20 protein-coding genes are annotated in these 12085 nt (G+C 69.9%); 1 reads left to right on the top strand and 19 read right to left on the bottom strand.

Annotated features, from left to right (window positions below; genetic code table 11):
* Positions 1-15: 15 nt before the first annotated feature.
* From AB0912_RS15660 to AB0912_RS15615, 10 genes are all read right to left on the bottom strand, one after another.
* Positions 16-654 carry a hypothetical protein gene (locus AB0912_RS15660; RefSeq protein WP_366699780.1) on the bottom strand — a complete coding sequence of 213 codons (639 nt, stop codon included), beginning with the start codon at positions 652-654 and terminating at the stop codon, positions 16-18.
* Between the two features lie 196 nt (positions 655-850).
* On the bottom strand, positions 851-1162 hold the full coding sequence (locus AB0912_RS15655; protein WP_366699778.1) for a hypothetical protein: 312 nt from the start codon (positions 1160-1162) through the stop codon (positions 851-853).
* Between the two features lie 387 nt (positions 1163-1549).
* Positions 1550-1882, bottom strand: coding sequence for a hypothetical protein (locus AB0912_RS15650; RefSeq protein WP_366699776.1), 333 nt, complete (start codon positions 1880-1882; stop codon positions 1550-1552).
* Between the two features lie 12 nt (positions 1883-1894).
* A complete protein-coding gene (locus AB0912_RS15645) occupies positions 1895-2272 on the bottom strand; it encodes a hypothetical protein (RefSeq protein WP_366699774.1) in 378 nt (125 codons plus the stop codon).
* The gene (locus AB0912_RS15640; RefSeq protein ID WP_366699772.1) at positions 2269-2703 is read right to left on the bottom strand and encodes a hypothetical protein; all 435 of its coding nucleotides are present in this window, start codon (positions 2701-2703) and stop codon (positions 2269-2271) included. The genes AB0912_RS15645 and AB0912_RS15640 overlap by 4 nt, the downstream gene beginning before the upstream one ends.
* 415 nt (positions 2704-3118) lie before the next feature.
* Positions 3119-3370, bottom strand: coding sequence for a MerR family transcriptional regulator (locus AB0912_RS15635; protein ID WP_366699770.1), 252 nt, complete (start codon positions 3368-3370; stop codon positions 3119-3121).
* 119 nt (positions 3371-3489) lie between these two features.
* Positions 3490-4395 (bottom strand): hypothetical protein, encoded by a 906-nt coding sequence (locus AB0912_RS15630; RefSeq protein ID WP_366699768.1) that lies wholly within the window; start codon positions 4393-4395, stop codon positions 3490-3492.
* Between the two features lie 178 nt (positions 4396-4573).
* On the bottom strand, positions 4574-4819 hold the full coding sequence (locus AB0912_RS15625; protein ID WP_366699766.1) for a hypothetical protein: 246 nt from the start codon (positions 4817-4819) through the stop codon (positions 4574-4576).
* Between the two features lie 82 nt (positions 4820-4901).
* Entirely contained in the window at positions 4902-5312 is a 411-nt protein-coding gene (locus AB0912_RS15620) for a hypothetical protein (RefSeq protein ID WP_366699764.1), read from the bottom strand.
* A 196-nt stretch (positions 5313-5508) separates the two neighbouring features.
* On the bottom strand, positions 5509-6243 hold the full coding sequence (locus tag AB0912_RS15615) for a DNA methyltransferase (protein WP_366699762.1): 735 nt from the start codon (positions 6241-6243) through the stop codon (positions 5509-5511).
* A gap of 358 nt (positions 6244-6601) precedes the next feature.
* On the opposite strand from AB0912_RS15615, the gene AB0912_RS15610 reads away from it, so the two are divergent.
* A complete protein-coding gene (locus AB0912_RS15610) occupies positions 6602-6754 on the top strand; it encodes a hypothetical protein (RefSeq protein WP_366699760.1) in 153 nt (50 codons plus the stop codon).
* Between the two features lie 345 nt (positions 6755-7099).
* Here the strand turns inward: AB0912_RS15610 and AB0912_RS15605 are convergent, their stop codons facing one another.
* The 9 genes from AB0912_RS15605 to AB0912_RS15565 form a co-directional block, all read right to left on the bottom strand.
* Positions 7100-7294 carry a hypothetical protein gene (locus AB0912_RS15605; protein WP_366699758.1) on the bottom strand — a complete coding sequence of 65 codons (195 nt, stop codon included), beginning with the start codon at positions 7292-7294 and terminating at the stop codon, positions 7100-7102.
* 110 nt (positions 7295-7404) lie between these two features.
* On the bottom strand, positions 7405-7836 hold the full coding sequence (locus AB0912_RS15600; RefSeq protein WP_366699756.1) for a hypothetical protein: 432 nt from the start codon (positions 7834-7836) through the stop codon (positions 7405-7407).
* A gap of 182 nt (positions 7837-8018) precedes the next feature.
* Complete coding sequence (locus AB0912_RS15595) at positions 8019-8408, bottom strand: hypothetical protein (RefSeq protein ID WP_366699754.1); 390 nt, start codon at positions 8406-8408, stop codon at positions 8019-8021.
* Positions 8409-8715: 307 nt separating this feature from the next.
* Entirely contained in the window at positions 8716-9090 is a 375-nt protein-coding gene (locus AB0912_RS15590) for a hypothetical protein (protein WP_366699752.1), read from the bottom strand.
* 166 nt (positions 9091-9256) lie between these two features.
* Entirely contained in the window at positions 9257-9631 is a 375-nt protein-coding gene (locus AB0912_RS15585; protein WP_366699750.1) for a hypothetical protein, read from the bottom strand.
* Positions 9632-9783: 152 nt separating this feature from the next.
* Entirely contained in the window at positions 9784-10275 is a 492-nt protein-coding gene (locus tag AB0912_RS15580) for a hypothetical protein (protein WP_366699748.1), read from the bottom strand.
* Between the two features lie 39 nt (positions 10276-10314).
* Positions 10315-11205: a hypothetical protein gene (locus AB0912_RS15575; RefSeq protein WP_366699746.1), complete on the bottom strand. Its 891-nt coding sequence runs from the start codon at positions 11203-11205 to the stop codon at positions 10315-10317.
* A gap of 35 nt (positions 11206-11240) precedes the next feature.
* The gene (locus tag AB0912_RS15570) at positions 11241-11792 is read right to left on the bottom strand and encodes a hypothetical protein (RefSeq protein WP_366699744.1); all 552 of its coding nucleotides are present in this window, start codon (positions 11790-11792) and stop codon (positions 11241-11243) included.
* A gap of 42 nt (positions 11793-11834) precedes the next feature.
* Positions 11835-12074 (bottom strand): hypothetical protein, encoded by a 240-nt coding sequence (locus AB0912_RS15565; protein WP_267052333.1) that lies wholly within the window; start codon positions 12072-12074, stop codon positions 11835-11837.
* Between the last annotated feature and the right edge of the window lie 11 nt (positions 12075-12085).

Raw genomic sequence — 12085 nt, 5'->3', positions numbered from 1 at the left:
GTAGGCGGCGTGGCGTCAGGAAAACTTGGTGGTGAGGGTGTAGGCGACCTGATCGCCGGAGTTGAGGTTCTGCGCGCCGTGCTCGCAGTGGAAGAACAGGTTTCCGTTCGTCACGTTGGAGACGCCGGGGATGTTCCCGCCGGTGACGGTGTCGCCCGAGGCGATGGTGGAGATCGCGGTGGAGCCGTTCTGGGCGCGGGTCACGGTCAGCGTGTTTGTGCTGATGCCCACGATCTTCAGGACCTCGGTGCGGATCTGGATGTACTGGTTCGTCGCGAAGCTGGCGCCGTTCGCGACGACCAGGGTGGTCGCCGAGTTCGAGCCGATGACAGCCGAACCGGCCTGCACCGAGTCCGCGGTCGGCTTCGACGCGGTGTCCGACAGGGCGACCTCGGCGATCGACTGCGAACTACCGGACGTCAACGTGCCGGTGACCTGGTAGGTGTCGGACGGCGTGGTCGTCGTGACGATCGACGACGTCCCCGCCACACGCGACTCCGAGGCCTCCTTGAACAGGCCCACGTCCGACGCGGCGGCGGTGAGGCCGGCCGGGTTGTTCCCCCAGGCCAGGTTCAGCGGCTCGGCCTGCGAGGGCGACGACCCGCGCATCCTGCCCGCGATGATCTCCCGCCCCTTGGCGGTGACAACAGCCATCAGGCTCTCCCTCTCCTTCGGTTCGATCGGTGGATACGGCGGTTCGCGAGTCGACGGCCGACGTGCTGCCACCAGGCCTGCCGTAGCGGATTGGCGTAGTGGGCGGCGACGACACCGTGGTCCTCGATGGTGCCGTCAGCACGCCGGACGACCATGCGCAATTCACTGGCGTGCGGGACATCGGTGCCAGCACGGCTCATTGCTCCCCCTCGCCCTTCCGGGCCTCCTGCTCGCGGGTTCTGACCTCAGCGAGGCACACGCCGTACGGCTGGCCGGTGGCGGCCTGCAACTCCCTGGCCTGGGCCTTGACACTCGGATCTCCCTTGGGCGCCCCCGGGGCGGCGGCGTTGGCGGAGCGGGCGCGCGCGGCGGCCTTGGCCTGTCCGCAGATGAGCGGCTTCGGCGGTCCGTCCAGGAACTGTTTGATGAACTCGCGCTTCCGGTGCCGGCGCTCCGCCCGGTTGAGGCGCCGCCTGGGCTGTTCCGCGCCACCGTTGCTCGCGGTCATCAGCTTCGCCCCATCGCGCGCTGCTCAGCTCGCTGTGCAGCGCGCCGGACGGCAGCACTTACGGCGCCGGGGGACGGGACATGGTGCACGTGAACGACCGCTCCAACCGAGGCGGTGCCGGCGCCGGGGGCTGGGTTTGGGCTTCTGGTACCGGCTTCCGCCGAGGTACGGATCTCGGTCGTGCCGGACGAGGTCGTTCGGCCGGTTCCGTCCCGGGTGACGTGGTGGGCAACGGCCAGGTGCTCCGCGAGCGGCGCTGTGTCCACGGTGAGTTTCGCGACGGTTTCACCGTGTTCGCGCCTGATCGGGCCGAGCTTGATACTCAGCCGGAGCGGCTGTGAACAGGCCGGGCAGTCGAGGGTGATGTGCGTGGGTGCGGCCACCATGTCAGCCTCCTGCGCGGGCGGGCCACGACCAGGTACCGGCGTCGGTGCCGCACCTGATGTCGCGGGCCCAGTAGGTGTCGGGGCCGTCGAGGAGGACCTGGAGGTTGCAGGGCACGTCCTCCTCCTGGGCGCTGGCCCGGACGACGATCGCGGGGAACACGTCGCCGGCGCGGGCTGGAGTCGGGCGGCTGCGTCCACCGAGGCGTTGGCGGGCGATGGCGCGGGCATCATCGTCGCTGAGCCGGTAAAGGACGCTCTGCCCGATCTGGGGGGCGGGTGGCGGCCAGAAGATGGTCGCGACGGTTTCCGGGGGCGGGATCGGGCCTCGAGACATGGGCGGTTGTCCTCACGGGCGGAGTGCCGCGTGGCGCGGCCGGGCAGGGTGGAGCGCGATCAGCTCGGTGAGGGTGAGCAGACCGCGGCGGGACGGGTGAGGGTCGTGGGCGATACGGCCATCGATCCAGCAGACGGCGTGCCGGACTCCGCGCTCGGACAGTCCGAAGGCGAGGCCGTACGCACACGGCCGGTTCGGGGATTGCTCGTAGACGTCGTAGCCCGCCAGACGGCAGAAGGCGATGAGGGAACCCCACCAGTCGTCCAGCAGGAGGAAGTGCGGGACGGCGAGGAGCGGCAGCTCCAGGAGGGACGCGACGGCGGCCTGGAGGCAGTTCCCGGGCCGGCCCTCGGGGTCGTCGTGGAGGATCGTCTGCGTGACGGGCTTCACCAGGAGCCGGACCATTCGCCCGGGCCGTCCCACATGGCCTCGACGGTCTGCCGGGTGCGGTGCTCGTCGCACAGCGGGTCTTGGAAGTGGCAGGGCGGGATCGACGCGATCCGCTTCGTGGGGACGTCGCACCGGCGTCCGTCGGCGATGGGGGCTCGGCAGCCGGCCCAGTCGGTGAGCGCGCTCCCGTCGAGGTCGAGGCGCTCGAGGAGTACGGCGCGCATGTGGGCGTACGCGGCCTCGGCTGTCGGGTGCCCGATGTCCTGCCACGCCGGGCTGGCCGCACGCTGCCCTTCCGGCGCGGCCATCACGATCTGCGCGGCCTCGGAGCAGCACTCGATATAGCGGCCCATGCGGGCGTTCCCGCCCGTGTAGACGTACATGCCGTCGCGCGGGCCCGCCTGGAGCTGCTGGACGGTGTGGTGCTGCATCGCTCGTCACCCCCGGTCGGTGCGGACGGAAGTGTGGTTGTCCCGCGCGCCGCAGGGGTGGTCACCGCGGCGCGCAGAGTGTGAGGCCGGCCCCGGCGGAGCACGTGACGCCGGGGCCGGTGGGGTCCTCGCGGATTACCCGTGTCGCTTCGGCGGGCGACACATCAGTCCTCACCGGTCGGCGCCCGTATACCCGTCTCGGTGAGGAGTGTGATCCGCTGCCCGGTGTGATCTCCCTGTCCCCTGGGAGATCACCCGTGGCCGCCCAGGCCCGTTCGCCGGGCAGCGGAGTTCGTGGTGGACCGCCGTGGCGCGGCGACCCTCGGCGCCAGCCGACGACGGTCCGTCCCCGCCCCGGTCCGCTGGTGCGCGGTGGGGCGGAGTTGGAGGGGTACCGGCGGCGAGGGTGCGGCCGTCAGGCGAGGGAGTGCACCGCGTAGGCGCGGCGGGCGCGGTTGCGGGTGGCCTTCTCCGCGCGGATGACGTCGACGGCGCGGAAGAGGGGCTGTCCGGCCAGGTTGCGCATCGGCCGGCCTTGGGGCGTCTCGGCTTGCGCCAAGTGCCCGCGGTACTTCCAGTTCCGTACCGTGTTCGGCTCGACTCCGGCGGCCTCGGCAGCTTCGAGGGCGGTCCAGAGCGTGTTCTGAAGATCGCCGCTGAGGTCCATGGTCACCTCCGGCCGTGCATGTTCTGAGGGAAACGAAAAAGGCCCCGCGAGGTCGCGGAGCCTTCCCGTATGCGGACGCACTGATCCGGGAGCAGCATCACGCGTGATACGCACCCCCGTCAAGCAAGTGTTTTGTCTGGCGTGGCGTCCGGGTGACGGCCTGGCAGGGTGCTGCCTCGGCTGAGTGTTCCGCGCAGGACGGGCGGCAGTTCGTCGTCGTCGAGGGCGGGGAGGTCCAGCACGGTGTGGACGTCGGGCTCCTGGCGGGCGGCGGCCGGGATGAGGCTGCGGACGTAGTCCCGGTACTCGGCGTGGGTGAACAGGGCCTGGCAGTCGGGGTCCTGGCACTCGATGTACGGCTGGTCGTTGACGAGGCGGAGGTCGCGGGATTCGGTGAGCCAGGGACCGCCGCAGCGCTTGCACGGGGCGAATCGTTTCGTCTCGGGGGCTTTGTCCCGGCCGGTGAAGCGGACTGCCGCCCGGTGCCAGTGGGCGATCTGCGCGGCGGGGTTCCCGGACGGGACGACGTCTCGGCCCACGCGGGCGGGGTCGTGCGACTCGGAGGCGAGCGGGTGCTCCTGCAGGAGCCACTCGACGTGGGCAATGAGCAGCCGGACGGTCCCGGCGATCCAGATTTCCTCCCGTACCCCCGGGGTACGGACCGGGCGGTCGCCGAGGCCGCGGAGCCGGCGGAGCTCGGCGGCGGTCTCGGCCAGGCCGCCGGCGATCCGGTCGATGAGGAGGCGGGCGGCCTGCCCGGGCCAGGGCGTCGTGTCGGTGGGCGCACTGTGCATCGTGGCCGTCGGTACGCCGCGCTGGCCGTAGAGGGGCTCGCGGGTGACGGCGACCAGGAGCTCGGGGAGCTCCTCCAGGTGACGGGTCGCGCGCTCGACGCAGCCGGGGCAGTGGATGGGCGCTCCCCAGGTGACGGGGACGTCGTGGTCGGTGTGGGTGGCGAGGGCGTGGTGTTCGGCTCGGCGCCAGGCGGTGTTGCAGACGCCGAGGCAGGGGGCGGGAGTTGGCATTGCGGGCCTCCCCTGGTGTGGGACAGCGGGGCGGAGGAACGCGAACGGCCCCGCCAGGTTCGAGAGCGGGGCCGTTCACGGAAGCGAGCTGCTGCATGGAGTCGGCAGATCTCTTCGATCTTGCCCCACAAGTCACATCAGAAGCAAGGAAACCAGGGCATACGGGCGTCGTTTATGGTCACGTCACGGCTTCGCCGCTTCCCTCCACCTGCTGCCACGCATGGGGGCCGTAGACGGTTTCGGTAGCCGTGCCATTGGTGCTCAGGTACCCCTGGTCATCCACGTGCTGCACAGTCACGTCAACGCGCAAAGCTCCACTGGAAAGCACCAGGTACGAGTACGTGCGGTAAGAGGGCCGTGCAGGCTCCTCATCCCGCCAGTGCACGGGTTCTGTTTTGCCGATGAGATGGATCCGAACGGTCATGCCCTGGAACGTAGCCAGCTCAACGCACCAGGGATCGCCTTTTCAGACTTCCGGCCGCCGTATGACCTGACGGCGACCGAAGCTAGGCGCGCCGGTCCTTGAGGCGTTGCACGGCGGCATCGAGGTGCGGAACGCAGTGCTGCTTCACGCCGCCCTTCGGGAGGTTGGCGACGAGCTGAGCGAGGACCGGGTAGACGTCCTGGTGCTCGTGCGTGGCGTCGACGAGGTCGAGGGCCTTGGTCGTGGCGGTGAACTCGAGGCCCAGGGCGTCGTCGGAGCAGCGCGTACGGAGTTGGTCCACGAGCGCCTGGACGTCGGCGCGAGGCTTGCGGTGGCCGTCGACGTCGTACAGGTAGGTCACGGGGTCGCCGGCGGTCTCGGTCGCCTTCGGTTTCGCACTGGTGTCGCCGTCACCGTCTCCGGAGGAGCATCCGGTGAGCGCTGTGAGCAGCACTGCGGTGCAGGCGGTCAGAGCAAGGGTGTTGGTGCGCACGCGTCCCCCCGGGGCGATTGAGCGAGGACGGCATCATGCCGTGCCGGCGGGCTCGGGGTCTCGCGAATCGCGATCTGCGCCGCACGCAGAGAGCTGCCCGGCGGGTGTACGCCGGGCAGCTCTTCGGGGGGGGACGCTCAGCATGGCACCGTTGGCGGGTCTCGGGAACGGCTTGGGCATCGTTCACCCGGGAGGCTTACGCGGCGGCGTGCGGGGCGATCTCCTGGAGCCGGTGGCGGGCGCGCGCTGCGTAGGTGGCGGATTGCTCGATGCCGATGAAGCCGCGGCCCTCGAGGAGTGCGGCCGCGCCGGTGGTGCCTGCGCCGGCGAACGGGTCGAGGATTGTCCCGCCTTCGGGGACGATGCGCACCAGTTGCTGCATGACCTCGACGGGCTTCTGCGTGATGTGGAGCCGGGCTGCGCCTCGGGGCTGGCTGCCGGTGAAGTGGCCCGGCAGGTAGACGGGGGCGTTGCCGGGGATCATCGCGCCGTGGCTCCCCCAGACGATGAACTCGCACTCCTGGCGGAGGCGGCCGGGCTGGGGGCGGGCGATCGGCTTGTGCCAGACAGCGATCCCGCGCCAGGTGTACCCGGCGGCTTGCAGGGCGTCGCTCGTGGCGGGGAGTTGGCGCCAGTCGGTGAAGATGAGGGCGGCGCCTCCCGGGCGTGTGAGCCGGTAGGAGTGGGCCAGGATCATCGCGAGCCAGGCGGAGTACGAGCGCTGGTCGCGGTTCTCGCCGGTGAAGTCACCGAGATCGGCGCCGTGGTTGCGTCCGCCCTCAGAGAGGTACTTCTCGCGGGCGGTGCGGCTGGTGCGCTCGGTCATGGTCCGGCCGCCGCTGTTGTACGGGGGGTCGCAGATGACGGCGTCGACGGTCTGATCGAGGGTGGGGAGCAGCGTAAGGGCGTCGCCTCGGTGGAGTGTCCACATGTTGGGGTGCCTCTCGTGCGGTCGCGTACGCCGGTTGGCGAGCGAGTCGGTGCACGGCCCCGGCGGGGCTTAAATCACCCATTCCCGGACTTGATCTTGGGCAAGGTGCCTGATTAGGCACTATCAGACCTCGGTGCCCGCCAAAAGGTTGTACGCCGCGGGGTGGCAGTTTCGAGGCACGGACCCCACATCTAGTGATTTGATGTCACCGGCCCAGGGCTGAAGGCAACTTCGGTCTCCCGTGCCTACAACTCACATATCGTTTCGGCTGCTTCACCAGGAAGGCCCCTCACATTCGACACCTCGATCGAGGTGGCGGGCCTGAACCCCGGGCCACTCGGGGCCTCTTGGAGGAAGCATGGAAGATCCCCCTGCCGACCGCGATCGCGATGACCATTGCGATCACTGCGTTTGTCGAGAACGCCAGCCCTCCACACGGCAGGCGATCATCGACTGGGCACCGGTCGCGCGGATCATCCTCGAGGTACTGCAGCAGATCCCCTGGCACTGACCAGGCCCCGACCGTACTACGGACCGTGCGCAGCAATGAGCCCGGCCGAGAGCTAGACGGCCGGGCTCACTGACTGCGGCACCCAGGGGCCTGGCGCTGCTGTAACAGCGCCGGGCCCCACTTCATTGCGGTGCCCGCGTCCTGCAGCGGGTTCGACGCTTTTACGCTTTTACTGATTTACGGATTCCCGCTGAAGCGCAGCATACGACATGGAAAAGCCATCAGCCATGGACAACATGGAGACAGTTCGTCTCGCACCCGCCCCTAACTGGGGCTCTGAACTGGGGTTTTCCCTGAGCGCTGCCGGTGCTGGCCGAGACGGCGCGTGGACAGTCTGTTCATTGCTCACCTGTCGGCGAGGACCAGGGTCAGGCCGACGAGCGCGAGGGGTAGGGCCGCCGACGAGTGTCCGCTGACGAGGAGCACGAAGACGCCGAGGGTCCAGGCGGAGGCGGGGATGGCGGGTTGGCGGCGCATGGCGCGCCAGCCGTCGCAGTGGGCATTCCAGAGGGTCCGCACAGCGGCGGCCGGTCGCATCATGGCCACCATGACAGCACGTCCGCGCGAACGCGGCGTGGCCTTCCCTAGCAGGGGTCTCGGGCGTGAGATTGAGGGGGCAACTTCGTCGAGCAGCTCGGCCACGATCTCGTTCACCCGTCGTTGCGGGGCTGCTTGGGGGCCGTCGCGGGCTGGCTGTTCCTGCGGTAGCCGCGGCGACCCGCGAGCGCTTTCGTGACGGTCGCCCCCTTCCAGCGGTTCACGCCGTGCGCGGTGTCGTCCGGGGCGGGCCAGCGGCCGCGTGTGCGGTCGGCTCGAATGGTGGCGGCCTTTATGCCGATGCCCGCGTCCTCGAGCTGCGTCGCGGTGTATAGGCGGGTGGGGTCGAGGGTGACGGTTTCGCGCTGGACGTGGTCGCGAACGAAGGCGGCGATGTCCTGGGCGGCGTACTCCTTGTAGCGGCCGCGCCGGTCGATGTTGGCGGGCCAGGCGGGGTGCTGGGCCCAGGTCTTGCTGACGGTGTCCGTGCTGACGCCGTATGTCTCGGCGATCTCGGGGACGATCAGGCGGGTGCGGTCTACCATGGTGGCGATTCTCCTTTGCGGAGTTTTCAACTGATGAGGGGCCGGCGCTCTGTCACCCCCGGGTTTGCCTGGGGAATGCGTCGGCCCCTTCTGTTTGTGCTGTGACAGGGGCTGTGGGGGGCGTTGAGGGTCCGGGAGAGGGTGCCCGCCCCGGGCTGGCTGCTCGGGGCGGGCGGGGCCGTCTAGGACTTGTCGTCCCAGTCGTCGAGATCATCGGTGGTGATCATCTCGAGGATGGTTGCGAGCCGGGCGAGTGAGTACTCGGCTGCGTCCATCCGCCAGGGAGCGGGCCCTGCCATTGCCGTGAGGAACATCAGCTCGTAGGTGGTGAACCAGTCGAGGATGGCGCTGTCGTGCGCGTTCCGCACGTTCTCGGCGATGGGTTCGTCGGCGAGGATGGCGCGCGCCCGGTCAAGGGCGAGAACCCCTTCGGGGCTCGGTCGGCCATCGGTGCCGAAGAACGAGGGAATCTCCACCGGGATGGGGAGACTCTGCAGGACGATCCGGAGTGCGTTGAAGGCCCCCAGGAGGGCCTTGATCGCCTGGGCCCGCTGTTCATCGTGGTCTGCCACGATGTTCTCCTCTCTGGATTTTTCAACTGACCGTCAGTGGAGGGGCTGTCACCCCCCTCCCTGACATCTCTAACTTTACAGCGTTCGCGTCTACATTTGCAACACCTTTCTCCGGAGAAGTTCAGCCGGGCCCGAGCCCGCGCCCTACGATGTGAGCCTCGGCCTTACGGCTGGGTGGCGACCGGCAGGTTTTCGCGAGCACCCCTTGGGGTGTCTGGGCCCCGGCTCGGGCCTGCCGGTCCTTTGCCGTTCCGGGGCCGGACACACGACCGCCCCCGGCTGGATGCCGGGGGCGGTGCGATGCGTGTTAGCCGTCCTGCGAGGCGGCCCATCCGGCGATGTCCAGGAGGCACCCGTCCGCCATCATCAGGCAGGCCTCAATGGACATGGCGCGCGCCGCGTGGAACTCGGCGGCCACCAGGACCGTGAAGACGTCCATGGCGGCGAGCCAGTAGGCGCACACGCTGTAGAGGTTCCCGTGCTGCTCTTCCGGCATCGGCTGGTCTCGGAGGACCTCCATGATCCGGCGCACGGCCGGGATGGCCTCGAGGTTGCTGACGCCCGGGCCGGTGGCCAGGGCGATCGGGACCGGGAGGGCGAGGCAGACGCGGGCCAGACCGCTGTAGGTGACGCTGAGGCCGAGCGCGAGGCGCTCGATGACTTCGTCCTGAGAGTCGGCCATTTCGGCTTCCTTTCGGTGGGTGGCGGGTCGGGGTTCGCGGCCCCTTCCCTCTTACGCATCTAACTTTACAGCACTCGATTCTATTTTTGCAACACCCTGCGGACGATTCATCGAGCTGAAACCAGGACCGCCCCCGGCTGGATGCCGGGGGCGGCCATGGCGCCGGTCAGTCCTGCGCCAGGAGCCACTCTCCGAGGCTCTTGAGGGCGTCCTGGGAGATGTCGAGGGCCTTGAGGATCTGATGAGCGCGCACGCGGCTCCAGCCGCCGATGGCGAAGATGCCGAGGAGGTCCATCCCGGTGAGCCAGAACACGCAGGCGGTGAACAGTGCGGCCTGCGCCTCCTCGGGCATCGGCTGCTCGGTCGCGATCTCGGCGGTGCGCTCGACGGCGGGGGGCGCCTCGACGTCAGCCTGGAAGGCGCCCATGTCCGGGAGGTTGATCGGGACAGGGAGCATCACGCAGCAGCGCTGGAGCATCTTGTACTGGGTGTCGAGCCTGCGGGCGATGGCCTCGGCGGTGAGGTCTTCGGAGTCGGCCATTTCGGCTTCCTTTCGATGGGTGGTCGGGTCGGGGTTCGCGGCCCCTCCCTCCTTACGCATCTAACTTTACAGCACTAGATTCTAAATTTGCAACACCTTTGGCTGAAGAAAGGGCCCCACCCGCGCGAGCGAGCGGAGCCCGTGACCAGCCGTCAGGCCAGCCGCCATCCGGACAGCCGGTCATCGACCCCTACGTCCGCCGTCAGACGCTTCCCCGGGAGGTCCGACGGCGCCAGGCCGACCGCCTCGGCGATCTCGGCGGCCGGGTATCGCACGGGGGGCTCCGCCTCGGAGGCAGGGACGTCGGCCTGAACCTCGGCCTGGTCACCGAACAGCAAGAGGATCTTGACGTTGACTCGGTCGCTCATGGTTACGCTCATCCTGTCGTCGGACACCTGGGGGTCGGAGCTCGATTTCGCCGGCTCGAGCAGGCCGGTGGCGACGGCGGCGCGCATCCAGTCGCGCGCCTCCTGGATCAGTGCCTCGGGGTTGTCCTTGCCGAGGCTCAGCCACTCGGAGTGGCTGCCGCCCGTTGCGAGTTGCCAACGGGCGGAGGCGAGCTGGCGCACGCGCGGGTCGGTGTAGTGGACGCGGGCCGCTGCGGCGGCGTCGACGGGGGGCTCGGTCATCAGGTCGGGGTTCACCTTCGGTGGGGGTACACGGGCAGGATGTGCGGGCCGGCTTCAGGCGCCGGGGACCGCGACGGGGTTGTCGCCGATCCAGCCGATCCGCGCGTCGACGTTGGCCTCGGCCTCGCGTTGCCGAGTGGCGTGAGCCTGCTCCGCCGCGCGCCCAGTGTTCGTCCGGCAGTTCTCTCCCTCGGTGGCTCCGCACCGTTCGCACTCGATCCGGAGAACCTCGGCGGCCACGGCGCGCGCCCGCTCCCTGGCGCGGCGCTGTTGCGCGGTTTTCGACTCCCACGATTTCAGGAGCGATGTGGGCACGCCGTCCATGCCTTCCCGGTACGTGACCGTGTTCTCGGAGTGCCTGGCCGTGTCCGCGAGGAGGATCAGCTGGTTGGCGGTCGGGATGACGGCGGGCCCCCCGTAGTCCTCGCGGTCCGTGTCCAGGGCTGCTGCGCCCCAGCCGTCGCCCCGCTGGAAGGCGGCGGCGAGGGGGACGTCGCCCTCGATGATGCGGGCGACGCGGTGCAGGCGCTCCGCTCGGTCCCGGAGGATGGTGGCTTCGCGGCGCATGCTCTCGATGTCGTCGGCGAGCTCGACCGGGGTGTCGGGGGTCTCCGCGGCGCGCGCGAGCTGGCTGAGCCAGACGGCTGCGGCCGAGCAGTGCACGGCGAGCTCGTCGACGGTGATGCGAGGGCCGGCCGACAGGTGGCTGACGGACGTCTCGGCGGCGTCCACCTGGCCGGGGAGCGGGCGGTCCGGGGCTTCCACGACCGCGTACAGGCGGACGCCGCGGCTCTCCCGGGTGTCGCGTCGGCGCGGCTGTCCTGCGTAGCCGAGCGCGGTCGCTGTCTTCGCCCAGACGCGGTCGGCTGCGTCGGAGTCGGCGGACATGATGCGGATCTCGGCGCGGCCGTCGTCGGGAAGCGCGCGGCTCTCTGTGGTGCTCACGGATTCTCCAGGGTCGTGATGGGCGGGGTGGTTCTTCACCGATGGGCCGGTCGGAAGGGGTCGGGGGTGTCGCCGGTGAGGATGTCGCGGACGATTTGCGCGACCTCGGTGGCGCCGGCCTCCGTCGTAGGGGCGTGGATCGAGAAGGCGCGCGTCTGGGGGCTGTTGACCATGAGCTCCCAGCCGCTGTCGGTGTAGAGGGCCACAGCGAGGCCTGTCGTACCTCCAAGCCCCCAGCGCGGGCCGTCGTCGCGGGGCCTCACCGCTACGCCCATCCGGACCCAGGAGCCTGCGCGGGTGAGGCCCTGCTCGTCGAGGGCCGCCGACAGCGCCGCGTGCAGCGTGTAGACCTCGGTGCTGTTCCGCTCGGTGCGGGGGCGGCCGTACTTCCGGGACGTAGCTTCGGCGGCCGCGACGGTGAGCCAGGACAGTCCCTCGACGTCGCGGTCGTGGCCGTGCTTCGCGGCGGTCTGCAGGAGGTCGTCGAGGAGCTGCGCAGCCTCCGTGACGACGCTGGGCGCGTACAGGGCTGCGTGCCGGTCGTACGCCGCGCGGATCCGGTCGACGGAGGTGCGGGAGGCGATCATTCGGGGTTCCGATCGTCGGGGACCCCGGGAGCGCGCTTGGGGTCAGAGGAGCTTGGCGACGAGGCCTGCGCAGAGGAGCAGGGCGACGAGGGCCAGGACGCGGAGGTCGCTGCGGTCGAGGCCGCCACCGGCGACGGGGACGATCGACTCGCCGTGCGGGTGGTCGCCGCCGTGGAACTCGTCGCGGTGGCCGTCGGCGTGGCCGCGTGCGCCGACCTCGGTGGCGTAGCGGCGGGACTCGGTCCGGCAGACGGGGCAGCTGTAGCGGTATGCGGTGCGCATGCAGTCATAGT

The organism is Streptomyces sp. NPDC007084, from assembly GCF_040703595.1.
GTDB lineage: Bacteria > Actinomycetota > Actinomycetes > Streptomycetales > Streptomycetaceae > Streptomyces.
This window is presented reverse-complemented; position numbering and strand designations above follow the sequence as displayed.

What these genes read in the sequence shown, in the direction of transcription:
- AB0912_RS15660 (WP_366699780.1), bottom strand. Translation starts at nt 654, where the DNA reads ATGGCTGTTGTCACCGCCAAGGGGCGGGAGATCATCGCGGGCAGGATG.
- AB0912_RS15625 (WP_366699766.1), bottom strand. Translation starts at nt 4,819, where the DNA reads ATGACCGTTCGGATCCATCTCATCGGCAAAACAGAACCCGTGCACTGG.
- AB0912_RS15610 (WP_366699760.1), top strand. Translation starts at nt 6,602, where the DNA reads ATGGAAGATCCCCCTGCCGACCGCGATCGCGATGACCATTGCGATCAC.
- AB0912_RS15615 (WP_366699762.1), bottom strand. Translation starts at nt 6,243, where the DNA reads ATGTGGACACTCCACCGAGGCGACGCCCTTACGCTGCTCCCCACCCTC.
- AB0912_RS15640 (WP_366699772.1), bottom strand. Translation starts at nt 2,703, where the DNA reads ATGCAGCACCACACCGTCCAGCAGCTCCAGGCGGGCCCGCGCGACGGC.
- AB0912_RS15585 (WP_366699750.1), bottom strand. Translation starts at nt 9,631, where the DNA reads ATGGCCGACTCCGAAGACCTCACCGCCGAGGCCATCGCCCGCAGGCTC.
- AB0912_RS15630 (WP_366699768.1), bottom strand. Translation starts at nt 4,395, where the DNA reads ATGCCAACTCCCGCCCCCTGCCTCGGCGTCTGCAACACCGCCTGGCGC.
- AB0912_RS15650 (WP_366699776.1), bottom strand. Translation starts at nt 1,882, where the DNA reads ATGTCTCGAGGCCCGATCCCGCCCCCGGAAACCGTCGCGACCATCTTC.
- AB0912_RS15565 (WP_267052333.1), bottom strand. Translation starts at nt 12,074, where the DNA reads ATGCGCACCGCATACCGCTACAGCTGCCCCGTCTGCCGGACCGAGTCC.
- AB0912_RS15590 (WP_366699752.1), bottom strand. Translation starts at nt 9,090, where the DNA reads ATGGCCGACTCTCAGGACGAAGTCATCGAGCGCCTCGCGCTCGGCCTC.
- AB0912_RS15570 (WP_366699744.1), bottom strand. Translation starts at nt 11,792, where the DNA reads ATGATCGCCTCCCGCACCTCCGTCGACCGGATCCGCGCGGCGTACGAC.
- AB0912_RS15655 (WP_366699778.1), bottom strand. Translation starts at nt 1,162, where the DNA reads ATGACCGCGAGCAACGGTGGCGCGGAACAGCCCAGGCGGCGCCTCAAC.
- AB0912_RS15605 (WP_366699758.1), bottom strand. Translation starts at nt 7,294, where the DNA reads ATGATGCGACCGGCCGCCGCTGTGCGGACCCTCTGGAATGCCCACTGC.
- AB0912_RS15635 (WP_366699770.1), bottom strand. Translation starts at nt 3,370, where the DNA reads ATGGACCTCAGCGGCGATCTTCAGAACACGCTCTGGACCGCCCTCGAA.
- AB0912_RS15600 (WP_366699756.1), bottom strand. Translation starts at nt 7,836, where the DNA reads ATGGTAGACCGCACCCGCCTGATCGTCCCCGAGATCGCCGAGACATAC.